This is a genomic window from Baekduia sp. (genome assembly GCF_035318805.1).
In the GTDB taxonomy this organism is placed as follows: domain Bacteria; phylum Actinomycetota; class Thermoleophilia; order Solirubrobacterales; family Solirubrobacteraceae; genus Baekduia.
In genome coordinates this window covers 25469-40454 of the sequence record NZ_DATHDY010000010.1, presented here as the reverse complement: position 1 = coordinate 40454, position 14986 = coordinate 25469, and the positions used below count along the sequence as shown (strand labels likewise).

Sequence of the window (14986 nt, the reverse complement as noted above, 5' to 3'; positions counted from 1 at the left end):
CGGGCCGTCCGACGGTGAGCCGTCTCGTCCTCGCCAGCGGCTCGCCCCAGCGCCGCGCGATCCTCGCCGACCTCGGGCTGGACTTCGACGTCCGGCCGTCCGACGTCGCCGAGGAGGACGAGGGGCCGCCGCGCGCCGTTGCGGAGGAGAACGCCCTGCGCAAGGCGCTGGCGGTCGCCGAGGCGGCGGGCGCCGGCGCCGACGAGGTCGTCCTCGGCTGCGACACGCTCGTCGCCACCGAGCAGAGCATCTGGGGCAAGCCGGCCGACGAGGACGCCGCCCGCGCGACGCTGCGCCGGCTGTCGGGGCGCACGCACGAGGTCGTCAGCGGGATCGTGGTCGTGGCGCACGGCGACGTGCGAACCGCGACGGAGGTCACGCACGTGACGTTCCGCGAGCTCGACGACGCCACGATCGACTGGTACGTGGGCTGCGGCGAGTGGCAGGGCCGCGCCGGCGGCTACGCGATCCAGGGCCGCGGCGGCATCCTGGTCCGGCGCATCGAGGGCGACTACCTCAACGTGGTCGGCCTGCCGGTCGCGGCGCTCATCGGCCTGCGCCCGGGGCTGATGGCCGAGCACGCGGCGTCGTAGGAGACTGTGTCGCTAGGGCTCGAAGTTCCACACCCGTCGACCCTCGCCTAGGCGCCGTCGTCCGATTTGTCCACGTTTGGTGGCCAGAACGGACAACGTTGCTGCCCGGACCTTGCATGGTCAGCTCGGGTGACCATAGAGTCGCGCGACATCGGCGCGTGCCTCAGGGGTGTGCGCGCGCATCAGGCAAACGACGGGGCCCGAGCAGGGCCCTCGGGGAGAGCTATGCATGTACGAAGGACGGCCCGCGCGCTGCTCGCGGGCACGGCGACGTTGGCGGTCATCGCCGGATCCGCGCAGGCGGCCGGCGCGCGCACCGTCGAGCCGCTCAACCAGTACGCGATCAGCGGGAAGGTCGACACCGACGCGCTGGCGCGCGCCGGCTACGACCTCAACGAGCTCAAGGAGCTCGGCAAGTCCGGGCGGCTCGTGATCGTCACGACGCCGTCGAAGGCCAGGGCCCTGGGCGACAAGGGCGCGACCGTGCAGGAGCTGTCGGCGGGCAAGGCCTTCACGGCGCCGTCGTCACCGCTGACCACGCCGACGCACGGCTACGACGTCTTCCGGCCGTGGAGCCTCGAGCCGGCGCCGTGCCCGAACCGCTGCGCCACGCCGAACGTCCCGCTGAAGCAGTGGTACCACGACCTCGCGGCGCGCTACCCGGACATCGTCAAGGAGGAGACGATCGGGCAGTCGGTGCTCGGCCAGCCGATCATGGCCTACAAGCTGACCACCGATGCGCGCTCGACGCCTGACGGCCGCCGCCCCGTGACGCTCTACGAGTCCACCCAGCACGCACGCGAGTGGATCTCGGCCGAGGTCAACCGCCGGCTCTTCGCGTGGTTCGTCGACCACCGCCGCGACCGTGACGTCAAGCGGCTGCTGGGCGCCAACGAGATCTGGTTCATGCCGATGATGAACCCCGACGGCTACGACTACACCTTCACCTCCAAGGCCACGCGGCTGTGGCGCAAGAACCTGCGCGACGTCAACGGCGACGGCGTGATCGACCCCGCCAACGACGGCGTCGATCCGAACCGCAACTGGCCCGAGAAGTGGAACTACGACCTCGAGGGCGCCTCGGACGACCCGTCGACGGAGACCTACCACGGCTCCGGGCCGGCCTCCGAGCCCGAGGTCCAGGCGGCGCGCAAGCTGCACCAGCGGCTGCGCCCGAAGTTCCTCATCGACTACCATTCCTACGCGCAGCTCATCCTCTACCCGGAGGGCTGGCAGGTGGAGACCGAGGCGACCGACGCGCCGCTGATGAAGGCGCTGGCCGGCGACGACGACCATCCGGCGGTCCCGGGCTTCGACCCGGACGTCTCGGCCGAGCTGTACACCACCAACGGCGACGTCACCGGCGACGCCTACAACGCGTGGGGCACGCAGGCCTACACGGTCGAGCTCGACGGCGGGGCGGGGCCCGGCGTCGGCGGCACCGTGGAGGGCCCGGACTCGCCGGGGCCCGGTGGCTTCGTCTTCCAGGACGACGAGGGCGCCGTGCAGGCGGAGTTCCAGAAGAACCTGGAGTTCGCGCTGGACCTGGCCAAGTCCGCGCAGCGCCCGGACGACCCCAAGTCGCACCTCGGCAACACCGCGCCGGACTTCGTGCCGACGACGTTCTCGATCTCCCACGGCGACCCGCAGACCGTCGAGGTCAACGCCAAGCGCTCGCTCGGCGACGTGCGCGTCTTCTGGCAGGTCAACGGCGGCCGCGTCCAGCGCGGGAGCCTGCAGGAGTACGCCGGCGGCGAGCGGTACGGCAAGCCGGGCGCCTACTACCACAAGCTCCGCGGCCAGGTCAGCGGAGCCAAGGCGGGTGACAAGGTCCAGGTGTGGTTCGCCCAGGGCAAGAACAGCTCCGATCCGTTCACCTACACCGTGGCGGCGGCGACCGGCAACCCGGTGCTGCTGATGACCGCGGAGGACTACACGGGCAACAGCTCCGACGTCAGCTCCGGCCCCTACCCGGGACCGCTGTACCAGGGCGACTACGAGGCGGCGCTGAAGGGCGCCGGCGTGAAGTACGACGTCTACGACGTCGACGCCAAGGGCCGCACCGCTCCCTCGGCGCTGGGCGTGCTGTCGCACTACAAGGCCGTCATCTGGGAGACCGGTGAGGACCTCTACGTCCGCGAACCCGGCCAGCCGGGCGGCACCGGGACGTCGCGGCTCGTCGACGACGAGGTCGTCAACGTGCGCGACTACCTCAACGACGGCGGCAAGCTGCTCGTCGCCGGGAAGTTCGCCCTGCAGGGCGGCTGGGACGAGTTCCTGTTCAACCCGCTCGGCGCTCCGCCGAACCCGTTCTGCAAGAGCAGCCAGACCGACCCCAACGGCGACGACGACCCGCCGGGCCAGAACTTCAACTGCGTGAAGTCGAGCAACGACTTCCAGCAGTACTGGCTCGGCACGTACCTGCCGATCACGGCGGCCGACACCAACGACAGCGCCGCGGCGCTGCCGTTCCAGGAGGCCGGCGGAGCCTTCGGCTCGGCCGAGTTCACCGTCAACGGCGGGGACTCGAAGCGCAACCAGGACAACATCTACTCGTTCCTGACGACGTCCTCGGTCCTGCCCAAGGCGACCTACCCGCAGTTCTCCAGCGACCAGGCGATCAAGCTGGACCGGGGGCCGTCGTTCGACCCGCCGACGGGCACGCGCTACGCGGTCTCGCAGACGGCCGACGACGCCTACAAGCGGCTCAGCCGGACGGTCGACCTGACCGGCAGGACCAGCGCGGACCTGTCGTTCCTGGCGTCCTACGACACCGAGCCCAACTGGGACTACCTCGCTGTCGAGGCGCACACGGTCGGCCAGGACGACTGGACGACGCTGCCGGACGCCAACGGGCACACATCCGGCGACATCACCACGAACAGCAGCTGCCCGCAGATCCCGATCACCGACAGCCACCCGTTCATGGCGCACTACGTCACGCTGCATCCGGAGTCCGCTCCGGGCGAGGGTGACGCGACGTGCACCAACGGCGGCACGTCGGGCACGTTCAACGCGGCGACCGGCAACTCCGGCGGCTTCGTGCCGTGGAAAGTCGACCTGAGCGCCTACGCCGGCAAGCAGGTGGAGGTGTCCATCACCTACATCAGCGACCCCGGCGTCCAAGGGCTCGGGGTCTTCGTGGACGACGCGAAGGTCACCGCCGACGGCGCCACCGTCGCCGAGACGTCCTTCGAGGACGGCCTGGGCGGCTGGGACGTCCCCGGCGCTCCGGCGGGCAGCGAGGGCAACGCCAACGACTGGATCCAGTCGGCGTCCGTCGGCTACGTCGACGGTCCGGGCGTGGGCACCGCGGACACGCTCTACTGGGGCTTCGGCCTCGAAGGCGTGACCGGGGCCGACCAGCGAGCGACGCTCGTCAAGGACGCCCTGACGTACCTCGGCGCGGGCTGAGCCCACCCCTGCCGAGCACCGGGCGCCGCCGTCACCGGCGGCGCCCGGCCCCGGGGGGCTGCTGCTCGACAACGACGGGCTCGCGGGCCGCGCGGGCGTCCTGCCGTCACGTGGGACGGACGGCTGGGGACCAGGCCCGCGCCCGCCGGCACCTACCGGCTGGACGTCTACGCGGTGGCCGCCGACGGCCACGCCGCGCGCGCTTCGGCGGCGCTCGTCGTGCGCGCCTAGGTTTCCGGAACATCGCACGTGCGTTTTGCAGCATTTTCCGCGCTGCAAAACGGCTGTCGCGGCTGAGGGCCGCGGCCGTGCCTCCGCTACACTCCCCAACGCGGCTCGTCCGTCCGCCCCGCCACGCGGGGCTAGCAGTCAAAACGGGCGGTCCGCTCCTCCGGAATGGGCTTCTTCAGCTACCTCACCGGCTTCGGTGGCCGCGACATGGCGGTCGACCTGGGCACCGCGAACACGCTCGTCTATGTGCGCGGGCGCGGCATCGTGCTCAGCGAGCCTTCAGTAGTGGCGATCGACTCACGAACGGGCGAAGTCCACGCGGTCGGCATCGAGGCCAAGCGGATGCTCGGCCGCACGCCAGGCACGATCCAGGCCATCCGCCCGCTCAAGGACGGCGTCATCGCCGACTTCGACGTGACGGAGGAGATGCTGCGCCACTTCATCCAGAAGGTGCACCAGAACCGCTGGGCGCATCCGCGCGTCGTCGTCTGCGTCCCTTCGGGCGTGACCGGCGTCGAGAAGCGCGCGGTGGAGGAGGCCTGCCTGTCGGCCGGCGCCCGCCAGGCGTACCTGATCGAGGAGCCCATGGCCGCCGCGATCGGCGCCGGGCTGCCCGTCGGAGAGCCCACGGGCTCGATGATCGTCGACATCGGCGGCGGCACGTCCGAGGTCGCCGTGATCTCGCTCGGCGGGATCGTCGTGTCGCAGTCGATCCGCGTCGGCGGCGACGAGCTCGACGAGGCGATCATCAACTACGCCAAGCGCGAGTACAAGCTGCTCATCGGCCAGCAGACCGCGGAGGAGGTCAAGCTGGAGATCGGCTCGGCCTACCCGATGGAGGAAGAGGTCCAGGCCGAGATCCGGGGCCGGGACATGGTGTCCGGGCTGCCGAAGACCGTGGTGCTCACCAGCGAGGAGATCCGCCAGGCGCTCGAAGAGCCCCTGTCGCAGATCATCGACGCGGTGAAGGAGACGCTGGACCGGACCCCTCCCGAGCTCGCATCCGACATCATGGACCGCGGCATCATGCTCGCGGGCGGTGGCTCGCTTCTCCAGGGGCTCGACGAGCGCCTGCGGGAGGAGACCCAGATGCCGTCGCACCTGGCCGAGTCCCCGCTGACCTGCGTGGCGGTGGGCTCGGGACGCTCGTTGGAGGAGTTCGAAGTCATCCACCGGACGAACAAGAATTCGAGGAGTCGGCGCCGGCCGCGTTAGCGCTGCGCCGCGAAACAAGCTTTGGAGTCGCGTACGACATGTACGACAAGACGGTTCGCCGTCGGCGGGCAGTCCTCGGGCTGCTGGTCGTCAGCTCCCTGATCCTGCTCACGGCCTATTTCGGCGAGCGCTCCGGCGGAGCGCTGCACAACGTGCAGCGCGGGATCCTGGAGGTCGTCTCGCCCATCCAGGAGGGCGCCAGCCGCGCCCTCAAGCCCGTGCGCGACCTGTTCGGCTGGGTCGGCGACACCGTGAGCGCCAAGGGCGACCTCAAGGACACGCGCGCCGACCGCGACCAGTGGCGCGCCACGGCGATCCGCAACCAGGCCGCCGTCCGCGAGAACGACCAGCTCCGTGGGCTCCTCGCCCTCGACAAGCAGCCCAAGTCGCTGCAGCCCTACGGGCCGGTGACGGCGCGCACGATCGGCTCGTCCCCGACCCTCTGGTACGTGAAGATCACGATCGACAAGGGCACGTCCTCCGGCATCCACGAGGACATGCCGGTCATCGCGTCCGACGGTCGCAGCGACTCGAGCAACGGGCTGATCGGCAAGGTCGAGAGCGCCACCGGCAACGCGTCGGTCGTGCGCCTCATCACCGACTCGACGATGGCCGTCTCCGCGCGGACCGCCCTCGGCAACGCCACCGGGCTGGTCCAGCCGAGCCCGGGCGATCCCCGCGACCTGATCATGCGCTACGTCGACAAGAACGAGCCGATCGCCAAGGGCAACGTCGTCGTCACCGCCGGCACGGCCTCCCAGCGCAGCGAGCTCGCCTCGGTCTACCCGCCGGACCTGCCGATCGGCCGCGTGACCCGCGTCGACAACCCCAGCGCCTCCAACCAGCTGCCGCACCTGCGACCGTTCGTCGACCTGCGCCGCGTCCAGTACGTCCAGGTCCTGACCAAGCCGGTCAACAACAACCGCTGATGCTCGGCATCTCGCCACAGCTCGTGCTGCGCGCCGCCCTCCTGGGCGTCGCCGTGGTGATCGTCCAGGTCGCCGCGGTCTCCCAGATCGTCCTCTTCGGGACGAGCGCGGACCTGACGCCGCTGGTGGTCGCGGCGGTCGGGCTGCTGTGCGGCTCGGTGGCGGGCGCGACGTTCGGATTCGCCGTCGGACTGTTCGTCGACGCCGCGCTGGTGCAGACGATGGGCTTGACGAGCCTCGTGTTCATCGCGGCCGGCTACGGCGCCGGGCGCCTGCGCGAGCTGCGCGACCCGCAGGCCGTGGTCATCCCCATGATCGTCGGCGGCCTGGCCACCGCGATCACCACGTTCGGCTACGGCCTCATGAACTTCATGCTGGGCATCGACGCGCCGGTGAGCTTCCTGCTCCTGCGCCAGATCCTGGCGACGATCGTCCTCAACGCCCTCATCGCGCTGCCCGTGTTCGCGCTCGTGCGCCGCTGGCTGTCGCCGGTCCTCCCGGACGACCCGCGCCGGCGCCGGCGCCGCGCCTACACCACGGGTGGCCTGTCCCCGCTGAGCCGATCCTGATGCCCCTCGATCCCGCCAACGACCGCCGTCCCCCGATCACGCCGCAGCTCGCGCTGCGCGTCGCGGGCGTCGGCGTCCTCGCGTTCGTCCTGTTCGGGATCGTCTTCTTCCGGCTCTGGTACCTGCAGGTCCTCGACGGCGATCGCTACCTGGCCCAGGCGCGCGAGAACCGCGTCCGCACGGAGCGCATCCAGGCCCCGCGCGGGCAGATCGTCGATGCCAGCAAGATCCCGCTGGTCGACAACCGCAAGGCGACGGTCGTGTCGCTGGACCCGGCGAGCATCCCGGCCGCCATGCGCACGCAGATCGCCGCGTACGGCCAGAAGGCCGGCCAGCGCGAAGCGCGCAAGAAGGGCCGCAAGGGCCCGAAGATCGCCGTTCCCCAGGCCACGGGCGACCTGCTGACGCGCTACCGGCGCCTCGGCAACGTCCTCCAGCTGTCGCCGAAGACGATCAACCAGCGCGTCGTCGACGCGATCGTCCAGGTGCCCTACGCGAACATCCGCGTCAAGACGGGCGTGCCGGCCGCGCAGCGCGACTACATCGAGGAGCGCCGCGAGCGCTTCCCCGGCGTGACGGTCGAGCAGCTGTACGTGCGCACGTACCCGAACAAGACGATGGCGGCGCAGCTGCTGGGCGTGGTGGGCCAGATCCGCGACTACCAGCTCAAGGACAAGAAGAACTTCAAGGGCATCGCCGGCGGCACCGACATCGGGCAGAGCGGCCTGGAGGCCCAGTACGACAAGCAGCTGCGAGGCACCGACGGTCAGTACCGGATCGAGGTCAACGCCGCCGGCGAGCGCCGTCGCGCGGTCGTCGCGGTGCAGCCGAAGTCCGGTCAGCAGCTCAAGCTGACGCTGCACCAGGAGCTGCAACAGGCGGGGGAGACCGCGCTCAAGACCGCCGGGCACGGGCTTCCTGGAGCCTTCGTCGCCCTCAACCCGCAGACCGGCGCGGTCTACGCGATGGGCTCGAGCCCCAGCTACAACCCGCGCGAGGCCGCCCCGGGCTACTACGCCACCACCGCCGCCTACAGGGCGCACTTCGGCACCGCCGCCGGGTCCCCGCAGGTCAACCGCGCCGACGAGAGCGCGTATCCGACCGGCTCGATCTTCAAGCCGGTCACCGCGCTGGCCGCGCTGGACTCCGGCACCACGACCACCGACCGCGTGTTCAACGACCAGGGCTGCTACCAGACCGGTGCGCGCACGATCGACAAGGCCTGCAACGCCGGCGGCAAGGCCTACGGCAACGTCAACCTCGTCAGTGCCCTCCGCGTCTCGGCCGACACCTACTTCTACGACCTCGGCAAGAAGATGTACGACCAGTCGTCGTTGCCGCTGCAGTCGTGGGCCCACAAGCTCGGCGTCGCGCGCAGGACCGGGATCGACCTCCCGGGTGAGGCGACCGGGACGATCCCCAGCCCGTCCGAGGTCCGCCGGATCAACCGCCTCGAGGCCGCCTGCCGCAAGAAGAACGGCGGCAAGCCCTGCTACATCGGCAGCGGCAACGCGCTGTGGAACCCGGGCGACAACGAGAACTTCGCCGTCGGCCAGGGTGGGCTGCAGGCGACGCCGCTGCAGATGGCGGTCGTGTACTCCACGATCGTCAACGGCGGCCGCGTCCCGACGCCGCACCTCGGCCTGCAGACCGAGGACAGCCGCGGCATCGCGCAGCCGCTCGACTTCCCGTCCAAGCGCAAGGTCGCCATCAAGCCGCAGTGGCAGAGCGCGATCATGCAGGGCCTGTTCGGCGCCGCCAACGAGAACGGCGGCACGTCCAAGGGCGTGTTCGACAACGGCTGGCCGCGCAACCGCTTCCCGGTGTACGGCAAGACCGGCACGGCCGAGCGGCAGCCGCAGAAGGATCAGTCCTGGTACGCGGTCTACTCCTACGACAAGAGCAACCCGGACGCCAAGCCGATCGTCGTCGTGGTCACCGTCGAGCAGGGTGGCTTCGGCGCCGACGCGGCCGCGCCGGCCGCGCGCCTCATCCTCTCGAAGTGGTTCGGCGTCGCCCCCAGGATCGTGCGCGGGACCTCGACCGACCGATGAGCGCGGCCACCACACCCCTGCGCGACGTCGACGACGCGCCGCCCCGCGAGCGGGCACGGCCGCAGGGCATGGCGCTGCCGTTCGACCTCGTCCTCGTGCTCGGCGTCATCGGCCTGGCGGCGTGCTCGCTGGTGGCGATCAGGTCGTCGACCGCCGACGACATCGCCGGCAACCCGCACTACTACGTCGAGCGCCAGGCGATCTTCTTCGCCGTCGGCGGGCTGATCTCGCTCGCGATGATCAAGCTCGACTACACCCGGCTGCGCGTCGCGCGCTGGTGGATCTTCGGCTTCCTGATGGCGTCGATCTTCGCCGTCAAGCTGATCGGCACCACGGCCAAGGGCTCACAGCGGTCCGTGCCGCTCGGGCCGTTCCAGTACCAGGCGTCCGAGCTCGGCAAGGTGCTCATCGTGGTCGTCCTGGCGGCGTTCGCCGCCGACCGCGCGCGGCGCCTGCAGGAACGCGACACCACGGCCCGGATCATGCTGCTCGCGCTGATCCCGGCGGCGTTCGTGATGGTGCAGCCGGACCTGGGCTCCAGCCTGGTCTACGGCGCGATCGCGATCGCCATCCTCTACTTCGCCGGCACGCCGGCACGCCACTTCCTGGCGTTGATCGCGCTGGGCGCGGTCGCGATCAGCTTCGTGCTGGTCGCGGCGCCCGCCGCGGGGGTACAGGTGCTCCACGGCTACCAGAAGGAGCGCCTCACCTCATTCCTCCACCCGTCAGCCGACATCGGCAACGCGGGCTACCAGCAGCACCAGTCGCTCATCGCCATCGGGTCCGGTCAGAAGACCGGCCGTGGCGTCCACGCAACCCAGACCCAGTTCAACTTCCTGCCCGAGCACCACACCGACTTCATCAACGCGGTCGTCGGTGAACGCTGGGGCTTCGTGGGCGCGGCAGTCGTGCTGTCGCTCTACGCGCTGTTGATCTGGCGCGCGTTGCGCATCCTGACCATGGCGAAGGACCTCTTCGGCGCGCTGGTCGCCGGCGGCATCGTCGCGATGCTGCTGTTCCAGGTCTTCGTCAACGTCGGCATGACCCTCGGGATCATGCCCATCACCGGCATCCCGCTGCCGCTCATGAGCTACGGCGGATCCTCGGTGATGTCCACCCTTTTGGCCATCGGCCTTCTGCAGTCGATCTACGTCCACGGACGCTCCTCGGCTGCCATGAAGGGCCGCATCATGGGCCATTGATCGTTTAAGGACTGAACCACATCGTGAGAAAGCAAGTGCTCGTCAGCGTGGACCGCGGGGAGACCCGCGTGGCGCTGATGGAAGCCACCGGAGCTCCGGCCGCCGCCCCCAAGCGCGGGCGGAGTCGAACCCGCCCGCCCGCCGCCTCCTCCGCCGCTGCCGCTGCCACCGCCGCCAAGGCCAAGGCGGCCGCGCCGAACGACGGCTGGCGCGTCGCGGAGCTCTACCTCGAGCGCCGCGGCAACCGGTCGATCGTCGGCAACATCTACAAAGGCAAGGTCGACAACGTCCTGCCCGGGCTGGAGGCCGCGTTCGTCGACATCGGCCTCGACAAGAACGGGTTCCTGCACGTCGACGAGATCGTGATCCCCGGCGTCGAGGTCGCCCGTCGCGGGCGCGTAGGCTCCAAGGGCAAGTCGATCGGCGAGCTGCTCAAGCCCGGCCAGGAGGTCGTGGTCCAGGTCGTCAAGGACCCGCTGAAGACCAAGGGCGCCCGCCTGTCGATGGACCTCACCATCGCCGGCCGCTACATGGTCTACACGCCCACGGGCGAGGGCATCGGCGTCTCCAAGCGCCTCGACGACAAGGAGCGCGAGCGCCTGCGCAAGGAAGCCCGCGGCCTCGACCTGCACGGCGGCGGCGCGATCGTCCGCACGGCCGCCCACGGCGCCACGCGGCAGGACTTCGAGCGCGAGCTGCAGTACCTGTTCAAGCTGCACGAGGTGCTCGACAAGCGCGTCGCCGAGACGCCCGCGCCGGAGATGGTCTTCCAGGAGGCCGACCTGTCGGTCCGCGTCGTGCGCGACATCTTCAGCGCCGACTTCGAGAAGGCGATCGTCGACGACGAGCAGCAGCACCACCGCCTCGTCTCGTTCTTCAGCCGCACGGCGCCCGAGCTCGTCGACCGCGTCGAGCTGTGGCAGGAGTCCAAGCCGCTGTTCGAGGCCTGGAACGTCGAGAAGGTCATCGACGGCCTGATGTCCAAGCGTGTCGACCTGCCGTCCGGCGGCTACCTGCTGATCGACTACGCCGAGGCGCTGACGGTCATCGACGTCAACTCCGGCTCGTTCGTCGGGCGCGGCAAGCAGGCGCGCCTGGAGGACACCATCACGCGCACGAACCTGGAGGCGGCCGACGAGGTCGTCCGCCAGCTCCGGCTGCGCGACATCGGCGGCATCATCGTCATCGACTTCATCGACATGGCTCGCGCCCGCAACCGCGAGGCCGTCCTGAAGACGCTGCGCAAGGCCCTGGACGAGGACCGGACGAAGACGTTCACGGCCGAGATCTCCAAGCTCGGCCTGGTCGAGATGACGCGCCAGAACGTGACCGAGGGCGTGCGCGAGATCATGAGCCGCCCGTGTCCCACGTGCCACGGTGAGGGCGTGATCAAGTCCGAGGAGACGATCGCGATCGAGTTCGAGCGCCAGCTGCGCGAGATCGCCTCGCGCGCCAAGCGCGGCACGGAGGCCTTCCTGGTCCAGGTCAACCCGCGCGTGAGCGCGAAGTTCACGGGCGAGGGCGCCCGCGTCCTGCACGCCCTGGAGAACGAGACCGGCAAGATCTTCCACTTCGAGGGCTCCGAAGGCCTGCCGCTCGACCACTTCGCGATCACGCAGGAGGGGGCCAGCCAGGACATCGAGGAGCGCGCCATCCCGTTCAAGGAGGGCGACGAGGTCCTCGTCAACATCATCGAGCCGCACATGTACGAGGTCGACGACGCGGTGGCCAAGATCGACGGCTACATCATCTCCGTGGTCAACGGCGGACGGTACGTCGGAACCAAGAAGATGGTGCGCATCGAGGAGGCCGGGAGGACCGCCGCGGTGGCCACCTTGCTCGACGCTGAGGACCCGGAGTCCTCCGATGGCGACGACTCGCTAGAATCCAAGCCTCGGCGCCGCGGCCGCAGAGGCGGACGGCGCCGTTCGGCTGCCAAGGCCGAAGCGACTTCGGAGTAACGAGAAACCATGTACGCGATCGTCAAGACCGGTGGCAAGCAGTACCGCGTCGAAGAGGGCCAGACCCTCCTCGTCGAGCGGCTGCCTGGCGACGTCGGCGCAAAGCTCGACCTCGAGCCCCTGCTGTTCGCGGGGGACGACACCCTGTTCGGCAACGACCTGGGCAAGGTCAAGGTGGCCGCCGAGGTCGTCGAGCATCTGCGCGGCCCCAAGCTGCGGGTCAACAAGTTCAAGCCCAAGCGCGGCTACCGCCGCCGGATGGGCCACCGCCAGGAGCTCACGCGGATCCGCGTGACCAAGATCTCGAAGGGGAGCTGACCCATGGCTCATAAGAAGGGTCTCGGTTCTTCGCGCAACGGGCGCGATTCCAACGCACAGCGCCTCGGCGTCAAGGTCTTCGCGGGTCAGACGGTGACCGGCGGCGAGATCATCGTGCGCCAGCGCGGCACGCGCTTCAAGGCCGGCGACGGCGTCGGCATGGGCAAGGACGACACGCTGTTCGCCAAGAGCGCGGGCATCGTCGACTTCAAGACGGGGCGCCTCGGGCGCGTCGTCTCGATCCAGCCGCAGCAGGACGCCGCCGCTTAGGCGCGCTGCGAATCGGAGACTGGTCGGGCTGACGGCCGGCGCGAAAGCGCCGGCCGTCGTCGTTCGGGGCCGTCCCCCCGGGTGCGGCGCGTGCCGACTGCTCCTTGTATTTGCGTGTGCAATCATCGGTCGTCGTGAGCCCTTCCGACGTTGCCCGCCACAAATCGCTGATCCTGGCCCTCTGCTGCCTCGCGCAGTTCATGGTCATCCTCGACGTGTCGATCGTGAACGTGGCGCTGCCGTCGATCCGCGGCGACCTCGGGTTCTCGGCCACGGGCCTGCAGTGGGTGGTCAACGCCTACACGCTGGCCTTCGCCGGCTTCCTGCTGCTGGGCGGCCGTGCGGCCGACCTCGTCGGGCGCCGCGAGGTCTTCGTCGGCGGGCTGCTGCTGTTCTCGCTCGCCTCGCTGGCCGGCGGCATGGCGGAGAACTCCGGCCAGCTCGTCGCGGCGCGCGCCGCGCAGGGCCTGGGCGGCGCGATCGTCGCGCCGGCGACGCTGTCGATCCTCACCACCACGTTCACCGAGGGCGCCGAGCGCAACAAGGCGCTCGGGCTCTGGGGCGCGATGGGCGGCGCCGGCGGCGCGACCGGTGCGCTGCTGGGCGGCATCCTGACCCAGACGCTCTCGTGGCGCTGGATCCTGCTGATCAACGTGCCCATCGGCGTCGTCGTCGCGATCGCGGGGCTGCGCGTCATCACGCGCGGCCGCCGCGACGTCGGCGCCGCGCGCTCGTTCGACCTGTCGGGCGCGCTGACGGTGACGGCCGGCCTGGTCGTGCTCACCTACGGGATCGTCGAGACCGACGTCCACGGCTGGGGCTCGTCGCGCACGCTGATCACGATCGCGCTCGGGCTGGCCCTGCTGGCGACGTTCGCGCTGATCGAGGGCCGGCTGGCGACCGCGCCGCTGGTGCCGCTGCGCATCTTCCGCAACCGCACGGTGACGGGCGCCAACCTCGTGGTCTTCTGCATGGGTGCCGCGGCGTTCGCCATGTGGTACTTCCTGTCGCTGTACCTCCAGCAGGTGCTGGGCTACGACCCGATCGAGGCGGGCCTCGCGTTCCTGCCGATGACCGGCGCGATCATCGTGACCTCGCAGGTGGCCTCGCGGCTCACCGGGAGGCTCGGGCCGGGCAGGGTGCTCACCGCCGGCCTGACGCTGCTGGCGCTCGGCATGCTCGGGTTGAGCCGGATCTCGGCCGACGGGAGCTTCCTGGCCGACGTGCTCGGCCCCTCGGTCGTGGCGGCCGCGGGGATCGGCTTCTCGTTCGTGCCCGTGACCATCGCCGCGACGGCCGGCGTTCAGGGGCGCGAGGCCGGCTTGGCGTCGGGGCTGGTCAACACCTTCCGCCAGGTCGGCGGCTCGATCGGGCTGGCCCTGCTGGCGACCGTCGCGACGCAGCGCACCGACGCCTTGAACGGCACGGTCTCGCGGGCGGCGGCGCTCACCGACGGCTTCCAGCGCGCGTTCCTGGTCGGCGCCGCGTTCGGCGCGATCGGCGCGCTGATCAGCCTGACGGTGCTCGTGCGCGGGTCCGGCGCACGGGCGGCCGCCGCGGCGCGCGCCGAGGGTGCCGCGTAGACACGTTCTACGACTAGGCTTGCGCTCATGCCCGGACGGCTGGAGGACACGGTCAACATCGGCCCGGCGCTCGCGCACGACCTGCGCGGCATCGGGATCGAGGACGTGGAGGCCCTGCGCTCCGCCGGCGCCCTCGACGCCTGGGTCCGCCTGAACGGCGCCGGCACCCGCGACTGCCTGTGCTCCCTCCTGGCCCTGGAGGGCGCCGTGCGCGGCGTCAACTGGATGGAGATCTCGCCGGCCGACCGCGACGCGGTGGCCGAGGCCGCGCGGGCGGCGCTGGCGGTGCGGGCCGGCGGCGCGGAGGCGGTCGGCGGCGCGTAGGGTCGGCGGCGCCGGCCGGGTCGCGCGCCGCTCAGGACGCGGCCGGTGCGCCGGCGTGGTCCGGGGATCACCGACGAGAACGCGCGCCTGGTGCGGCGCGAGCGCCCGCGGTCGTCCGCGGTGCCCCGGGGGCGGCACGGTCCCGCACCACGTCCGCCACGACGCCAGCGTCCGACGGATGGCACTCTGACCTCCAATATGGAGGACAAAGTGCCATCCGTCGCACGGCGCCCGCAAGAGCGCCTGCCGGTCCCGCGCCCTCGCCCGCGGCAGGCAGATGGCGTCGGTCCACCGCAGAGCTCCTTCGTCGGTGATTCCAGACC

12 protein-coding genes are annotated in these 14986 nt (G+C 70.7%); all 12 read left to right on the top strand.

Going from position 1 to position 14986, the window contains the following annotated elements; all coding sequences use genetic code 11:
* Positions 1-14 precede the first annotated feature (14 nt).
* The 12 genes from VK501_RS01185 to VK501_RS01130 all read left to right on the top strand — a co-directional run bounded on the left by VK501_RS01185 (position 15) and on the right by VK501_RS01130 (position 14663).
* Positions 15-593 (top strand): Maf family protein, encoded by a 579-nt coding sequence (locus tag VK501_RS01185; RefSeq protein WP_324333798.1) that lies wholly within the window; start codon positions 15-17, stop codon positions 591-593.
* A gap of 225 nt (positions 594-818) precedes the next feature.
* Positions 819-4007: a M14 family metallopeptidase gene (locus VK501_RS01180; protein WP_324333796.1), complete on the top strand. Its 3189-nt coding sequence runs from the start codon at positions 819-821 to the stop codon at positions 4005-4007.
* A gap of 396 nt (positions 4008-4403) precedes the next feature.
* Positions 4404-5453: a rod shape-determining protein gene (locus VK501_RS01175; protein ID WP_146923900.1), complete on the top strand. Its 1050-nt coding sequence runs from the start codon at positions 4404-4406 to the stop codon at positions 5451-5453.
* Positions 5454-5491: 38 nt separating this feature from the next.
* Complete coding sequence (gene mreC / locus VK501_RS01170) at positions 5492-6382, top strand: rod shape-determining protein MreC (RefSeq protein WP_324333791.1); 891 nt, start codon at positions 5492-5494, stop codon at positions 6380-6382.
* Positions 6382-6951 carry a rod shape-determining protein MreD gene (mreD, locus tag VK501_RS01165; protein ID WP_324333789.1) on the top strand — a complete coding sequence of 190 codons (570 nt, stop codon included), beginning with the start codon at positions 6382-6384 and terminating at the stop codon, positions 6949-6951. The genes mreC and mreD overlap by 1 nt, the downstream gene beginning before the upstream one ends.
* Positions 6951-9005 carry a penicillin-binding transpeptidase domain-containing protein gene (locus VK501_RS01160; protein WP_324333787.1) on the top strand — a complete coding sequence of 685 codons (2055 nt, stop codon included), beginning with the start codon at positions 6951-6953 and terminating at the stop codon, positions 9003-9005. The genes mreD and VK501_RS01160 overlap by 1 nt, the downstream gene beginning before the upstream one ends.
* A complete protein-coding gene (gene rodA / locus VK501_RS01155) occupies positions 9002-10207 on the top strand; it encodes a rod shape-determining protein RodA (RefSeq protein WP_324333785.1) in 1206 nt (401 codons plus the stop codon). The genes VK501_RS01160 and rodA overlap by 4 nt, the downstream gene beginning before the upstream one ends.
* Positions 10208-10230: 23 nt before the next feature.
* A complete protein-coding gene (locus VK501_RS01150) occupies positions 10231-12168 on the top strand; it encodes an Rne/Rng family ribonuclease (protein WP_324333783.1) in 1938 nt (645 codons plus the stop codon).
* 9 nt (positions 12169-12177) lie between these two features.
* Positions 12178-12486 carry a 50S ribosomal protein L21 gene (gene rplU, locus VK501_RS01145; protein WP_324333781.1) on the top strand — a complete coding sequence of 103 codons (309 nt, stop codon included), beginning with the start codon at positions 12178-12180 and terminating at the stop codon, positions 12484-12486.
* A 3-nt stretch (positions 12487-12489) separates the two neighbouring features.
* Positions 12490-12756 (top strand): 50S ribosomal protein L27, encoded by a 267-nt coding sequence (rpmA, locus tag VK501_RS01140; RefSeq protein WP_324333779.1) that lies wholly within the window; start codon positions 12490-12492, stop codon positions 12754-12756.
* Between the two features lie 134 nt (positions 12757-12890).
* Positions 12891-14339 (top strand): MFS transporter, encoded by a 1449-nt coding sequence (locus tag VK501_RS01135; RefSeq protein ID WP_324333777.1) that lies wholly within the window; start codon positions 12891-12893, stop codon positions 14337-14339.
* A gap of 27 nt (positions 14340-14366) precedes the next feature.
* Positions 14367-14663, top strand: a complete 297-nt coding sequence (locus VK501_RS01130; protein WP_324333774.1) for a TfoX/Sxy family DNA transformation protein — start codon at positions 14367-14369, stop codon at positions 14661-14663.
* The last annotated feature ends 323 nt before the right edge of the window (positions 14664-14986 follow it).

Excerpts from the sequence above, each read along its gene's own strand:
- VK501_RS01160 (WP_324333787.1), top strand. The coding sequence starts at position 6,951 with ATGCCCCTCGATCCCGCCAACGACCGCCGTCCCCCGATCACGCCGCAG.
- VK501_RS01130 (WP_324333774.1), top strand. The coding sequence starts at position 14,367 with ATGCCCGGACGGCTGGAGGACACGGTCAACATCGGCCCGGCGCTCGCG.
- rplU (WP_324333781.1), top strand. The coding sequence starts at position 12,178 with ATGTACGCGATCGTCAAGACCGGTGGCAAGCAGTACCGCGTCGAAGAG.
- rodA (WP_324333785.1), top strand. The coding sequence starts at position 9,002 with ATGAGCGCGGCCACCACACCCCTGCGCGACGTCGACGACGCGCCGCCC.
- mreD (WP_324333789.1), top strand. The coding sequence starts at position 6,382 with ATGCTCGGCATCTCGCCACAGCTCGTGCTGCGCGCCGCCCTCCTGGGC.
- VK501_RS01175 (WP_146923900.1), top strand. The coding sequence starts at position 4,404 with ATGGGCTTCTTCAGCTACCTCACCGGCTTCGGTGGCCGCGACATGGCG.
- VK501_RS01180 (WP_324333796.1), top strand. The coding sequence starts at position 819 with ATGCATGTACGAAGGACGGCCCGCGCGCTGCTCGCGGGCACGGCGACG.
- rpmA (WP_324333779.1), top strand. The coding sequence starts at position 12,490 with ATGGCTCATAAGAAGGGTCTCGGTTCTTCGCGCAACGGGCGCGATTCC.
- mreC (WP_324333791.1), top strand. The coding sequence starts at position 5,492 with ATGTACGACAAGACGGTTCGCCGTCGGCGGGCAGTCCTCGGGCTGCTG.